We start from the raw sequence: 4,825 nt of genomic DNA, 5'->3' as shown, positions 1-4,825 counted from the left end.
TCGGCGGCTTTCTCCAGACCCAGTTCTTCCAGAGTTGTGACATCCACCACCTCAAACTCACCGAAGGTCTGGGTGATCAGCTTGATATCGTCTTCGCCCATCAGGTTACGTTTGGAACCCAGCGATTTACGCATTTTGCCGCACAGGTTGGTGCCATCAATCAGCTGTACTTTGCCTTTACGCTCAGGCGCTTTCTTGTTGGAGAGGATCCAGACGTAGGTGGCAATGCCGGTGTTGTAGAACATGTCTGTTGGCAGCGCGACAATGCCTTCCAGCAAATCGGCTTCCAGAATATAGCGACGGATTTCGCTCTCGCCGCTGCCCGCACCACCGGTGAACAGTGGGGAACCGTTAAGGATAATCCCGATACGCCCACCGTTGCTCACGGTACCATCCACATTGTGGTTGTCGCGCATTTTGCTGATCAGGTGCATCAGGAACAACAGTGAGCCGTCAGAAACACGCGGCAGGCCCGGGCCAAAGCGACCGTTAAAACCTTTCTGCATATGTTCGTCGTTAATCTCGCCCTCGATCTTCTTCCAGTCCACGCCAAACGGCGGGTTAGAGAGCATGTAGTCGAACTGATCCAGCGGAAGCTGGTCGTTAGAAAGGGTGTTGCCCAGCTTAATACGGCTGACATCCTGACCTTTGATCAGCATATCGGCTTTACAGATAGCGTAGGATTCCGGGTTCAGCTCCTGGCCAAAGGCGCGCATCACCGCGTTAGGGTTCAGCTCGTGCACATATTCCATGCCTGAAGAGAGGAAGCCGCCTGTCCCGGCCGTCGGATCGTAAATGGTGCGGATGATACCGGGCTGCGTCAGGGCTTCATCATCTTCCATAAACACCAGCGAAGTGGTCAGACGCACGATATCGCGTGGGGTAAAGTGCTCACCGGCGGTCTCGTTAGAGCTTTCCGCGAAACGGCGGATAAGTTCTTCAAACACCAGGCCCATCTCATAGTTGGAAATCGCTTTCGGGCTCAAATCGGTGGTGGCGAATTTCTTCACCACTTTAAACAGCAGGTTGGCGTCTTCCAGCAAGCCAACGAACTCACTGAATTTGAAGTGTTCGAAGATTTCACGTGCGTCCGGGGAGAAGGCCTGTACGTAGCTTTCCAGGTTGGCTTTGATGTCGTTCTGCCCCATTTTGCCCAGGTCCATCTTCGAGGTGTTGAAGAAGGAAAGCTCGCTTGCGCGCAGCAGAAACTTCTCTTTGGCATCTTCCGGCAGCGGGCTGGTTTTTAATTCATCGTATTTTGCCACCACCGCGTCTTTGGTCTCCGCTAACACACACTCAAGACGGCGCAGCAGCGTAAAGGGCAGGATCACGCGCCCGTACTGAGACTGTTTGAAATCACCGCGCAGCAGATCGGCCACCGACCAGATAAACGCAGCCGTTTGAGAAAAGTTAGTGTTAGTCATGAAGCCCTCGGAGGAGATTGCAGCCCTGGAGCAAAATGCCCAGGCAAAAATTCAATTTTGGAATGCAGTGCGCAAAATAATACCCGCTACGAAGACTATCGCAAACGATACAGGACAAAGAAATGATTACTGCAAGTGAGAAAACAGTTGAGGAGAGCGGTGGGAGTGTCAGGCTAATGTCCATCTACATTCAATGAGACTAATAAACGCTAAATGCCAGACAAAAAAGCCGCCCTTAGGCGACTTAATCAGGCATCTGAACTGCTGTCGAAACTAAGTTTTGGCGGGAATATAGGTTTTTTTGAGCGGCACCAGCAACTTAGTGTCAATATCGACTTGCTCATAGTTTTCGATAAGCGCTCTGACAAGGTCATCCAGCGTCCAAAGCGTCAGCGGTATCGTCGAACGATCGGCTTCATATCGAGCCTCTTTAGTGAAGCCACCGGTACTGACATAAAGCCCACGATCGTCTTTATGACGACCGCCAATAAAGCTGCGGATTTGCTGACTTCCCATCTGTTCTCTACGATGTTTTACCTCGACGATAATACGCGGATTTTCAAAGCCAAATCCATCAGGTGAAGCGATGATGTCTTTACCACGATCGGCTCCAGCGGGGGATACCTGAGTTTTATATCCCATGCTGCGTAAGACGCCTGCAACAAGGTCCTGCATCTCGTCCCAGTCGAGTGAGTTGATACGATCTTTAATACCCTCAAACGCAAGCATTTCCATATCCCGAAGCGGATCTGAAACAACTTCATCCTCATCCATTCGAACTGGATTCTGGGTAATAACGTCTACTGTGGGTTTCTTATCCTGTAAAAGCTCTACTAACGCATACTCTGGAAGCTGGAAAACAGTCAGCGTAGAGCCCAATGTATTTTTGGTCGCAACAGACAAACGATCGCGGTCGATTTCTTCAGTATTCCATTTGACCTGCCGAGCAATCCCCATCCCCTCCTCCACCAATTCTGGATGATATTGGAAGTCGGAAGTAACTTTGCCTAACAGATAAGTACGATTGGCTGGCGAATAGGTAATAACCCAATCCCCCTTTTGGATTTCATTCACAAAACGCCAGACCTGTGAGGCACCAGAACGGGCACTTCCCAGCTTTGTTAAGGGATCTACTTTTTGGTATAAAGCGAGTAACTGGGGTCGGGACAGGCCGGGTTTGACCAAAGGAGCCAGTTGCGACCAACCAATACCTACGATTTGTTTATCGCGAAAGTCGTCATAGAGTTTTCCGCCATCGCCGCGAATCATCCACATTCTGTTATCCATACCTGTCCCTTATGCGGAAAAGAAATTTAGCTGGATCATAATCTTGTTAGCTGCAGGCGTCAAAACGCACTACAATGGATGCCCTCACATCCCAGGATTTATTTTTGCGAGGACATAACTAGTGATAAATCTATTTTTTATCAGCGTTCCTGACTAGGCAAGGAAATTCACCCTAGGCTAGCTGTAATAATATTTCTATCAAGAAACGTGTAAGTTGTAACGTTAGGATAAGGACAAACAAAACGAATATTATCGTTAAAAATGTCACTGTAAAAGTAAAAACCTATTATATCACTTTCAGGTAAAATCTCTCTTGTGACCATTAAAGGAAAAATTTTTGTTACGATTATATTTTCATTGGCCGCTAAATCACTATGTGCAAGATATAACTCTCCGGATATCATAGGCTCAGAAGTCTTGAATTGCGTAGTTTTACTCGGATTAATCCCTAACCCTTTAAGAACCTCAACTTCATTCAAAAACCCACTTCCATCGAATTTTGCTTGAATTGGTTTTATAAGAGTGGTCATTTCAAAAAAATCTCGACACTCAAGTTGCATGCGATTAACTAAACGCTCAACAACCTCTTTCGCTGAATTTACAGCTGTAGCAGAGGGCAATCCTCTATGAGATATATCATTCCTTAACTCAGTGGCTTCACGGAGAATGCTTACAATCTCATCACTACATATCAAGTTGACATTGCCATCACTTAAGTCAAATATATTTTTATAGTCGTTAATCCGATTATAACCAAAGGCCATTGTAATATCTGGCAAGTCTTTTTTCTTTTTACAAAAGAATTCTTTTGACGGTTTTTTATGCCCAAAGATAAATGCAACGAAATACAAACCAAGATATTCAAAAAACTTGATAAAAGCCTCACACCGCTCCCTATTATTAAATTTTGATTCTGCTAACTCCCACAGAATGGCTAAAGGTGTAGGCAGCATTGCTGAGAATTCTTGTTCATATCTATGCGCAACACTTAGATATGGCAGTAACTGTTCTTGTGCCGAGTTAAAATTTGAGAAAGCAGTTTTTTTAAGTAAAGAGACTCGAGCTAACACTGCCTCACATTCATTCCAAAACTCTATTAAGCCGGACTGATTACCTACGACTGGAAGTGAGAACCTCGCATTTAACCATGCTGACATTGATATGTTTCTTGAGAGTACAGAAAGGGATTTGAAATTTTTCTTAAGCCAGTCCACACCTTCTTCCTGTTGTAAAAATATATTATAAAAATCAGGAAGAAGAGTTTCATTGTAAAAATCAAAGCGAACTGGATTGAGTGCTATTCTCTTTTCACTTAAGGAAGAAAATTCATTTATCCTCCCAGTTAATTGGTCCAATACATAAAACCCAGAATTGTTTATTTTCACTATTTCTTTTAAACGAACCGATTTTCCTTGAAGAAGCTTATCTCTGTAGTGCTTTCGCTGGAAATAGGAATGAAAGTTGATCTCATAACCAACTATTCCGATATTATTATCTTTAATATCTTGCTTTTCAGCATTAATCCAAGAATCAGCCACCAATGGCAGCACTTCTGCTTTGAAGTAGTTTTCAATCAGGTCGCTGGTAGACACTGCCGGGTTCAGCGGCACGTTCTCGTTATCGCGCAGATCACCATCCTGCTCAAACTCAACAACCTGGCCTTTGTACTCAAATGCCCCGTACAGCGGCTGAGCGGCTTCTTTCAGCACCTTTTTCACCACCGGCTCGGCATCCGGGTTTTTGGTGGTGATGGCATCGATAAACTGCTTGTTCTCTTTCGCATCAAGCTTCACGCCAGCCGTTTTGATGGCCCCTTTCAGGGTCAGCTGGAACTGGTTGAAGTCATTGCTCACCAGCATTTTTCCMCCCGCCTGTGTCCCCAGAGCCGTCTGAATCTGCTGTGCTTTTTCCATCAATCCGCGCTGTGCCAGCCACAGTTTGCTGTCGAGCAGGTCTTTAATCTGCTTCTCTTTCAGCTCGGCGAATTCAGCTTTAATGATGGCGCGCGCATCGGCTTCCAGCTCGGAGAAATCACCATAGCTATCCGCCTGCCATTGGGCTGCGAACGCTTCATAAAGACGTTCCATTGGCGCGTTAAACGGCTTCGGCGCAAA

Annotated in this window: 2 protein-coding genes and 1 pseudogene; all 3 read right to left on the bottom strand. The window is 46.0% G+C overall.

Annotation, left to right across the window (positions count from 1 at the left end):
• Nucleotides 1–1,424 (bottom strand): type I restriction-modification system subunit M (locus LA04_RS22605; RefSeq protein WP_047653288.1); only part of this gene is annotated, 1,424 nt, incomplete at its 3' end.
• A 273-nt stretch (nucleotides 1,425–1,697) separates the two neighbouring features.
• Complete coding sequence (locus LA04_RS22600; protein ID WP_047653287.1) at nucleotides 1,698–2,711, bottom strand: restriction endonuclease; 1,014 nt, start codon at nucleotides 2,709–2,711, stop codon at nucleotides 1,698–1,700.
• A 1,445-nt stretch (nucleotides 2,712–4,156) separates the two neighbouring features.
• Nucleotides 4,157–4,825: pseudogene (locus tag LA04_RS25165) on the bottom strand (SAM-dependent DNA methyltransferase); the annotation flags it as partial.

The sequence above is a fragment of the Enterobacter sp. UCD-UG_FMILLET genome (assembly GCF_000762975.1).
Lineage (GTDB): Bacteria > Pseudomonadota > Gammaproteobacteria > Enterobacterales > Enterobacteriaceae > Enterobacter > Enterobacter dykesii.
This window is presented reverse-complemented; position numbering and strand designations above follow the sequence as displayed.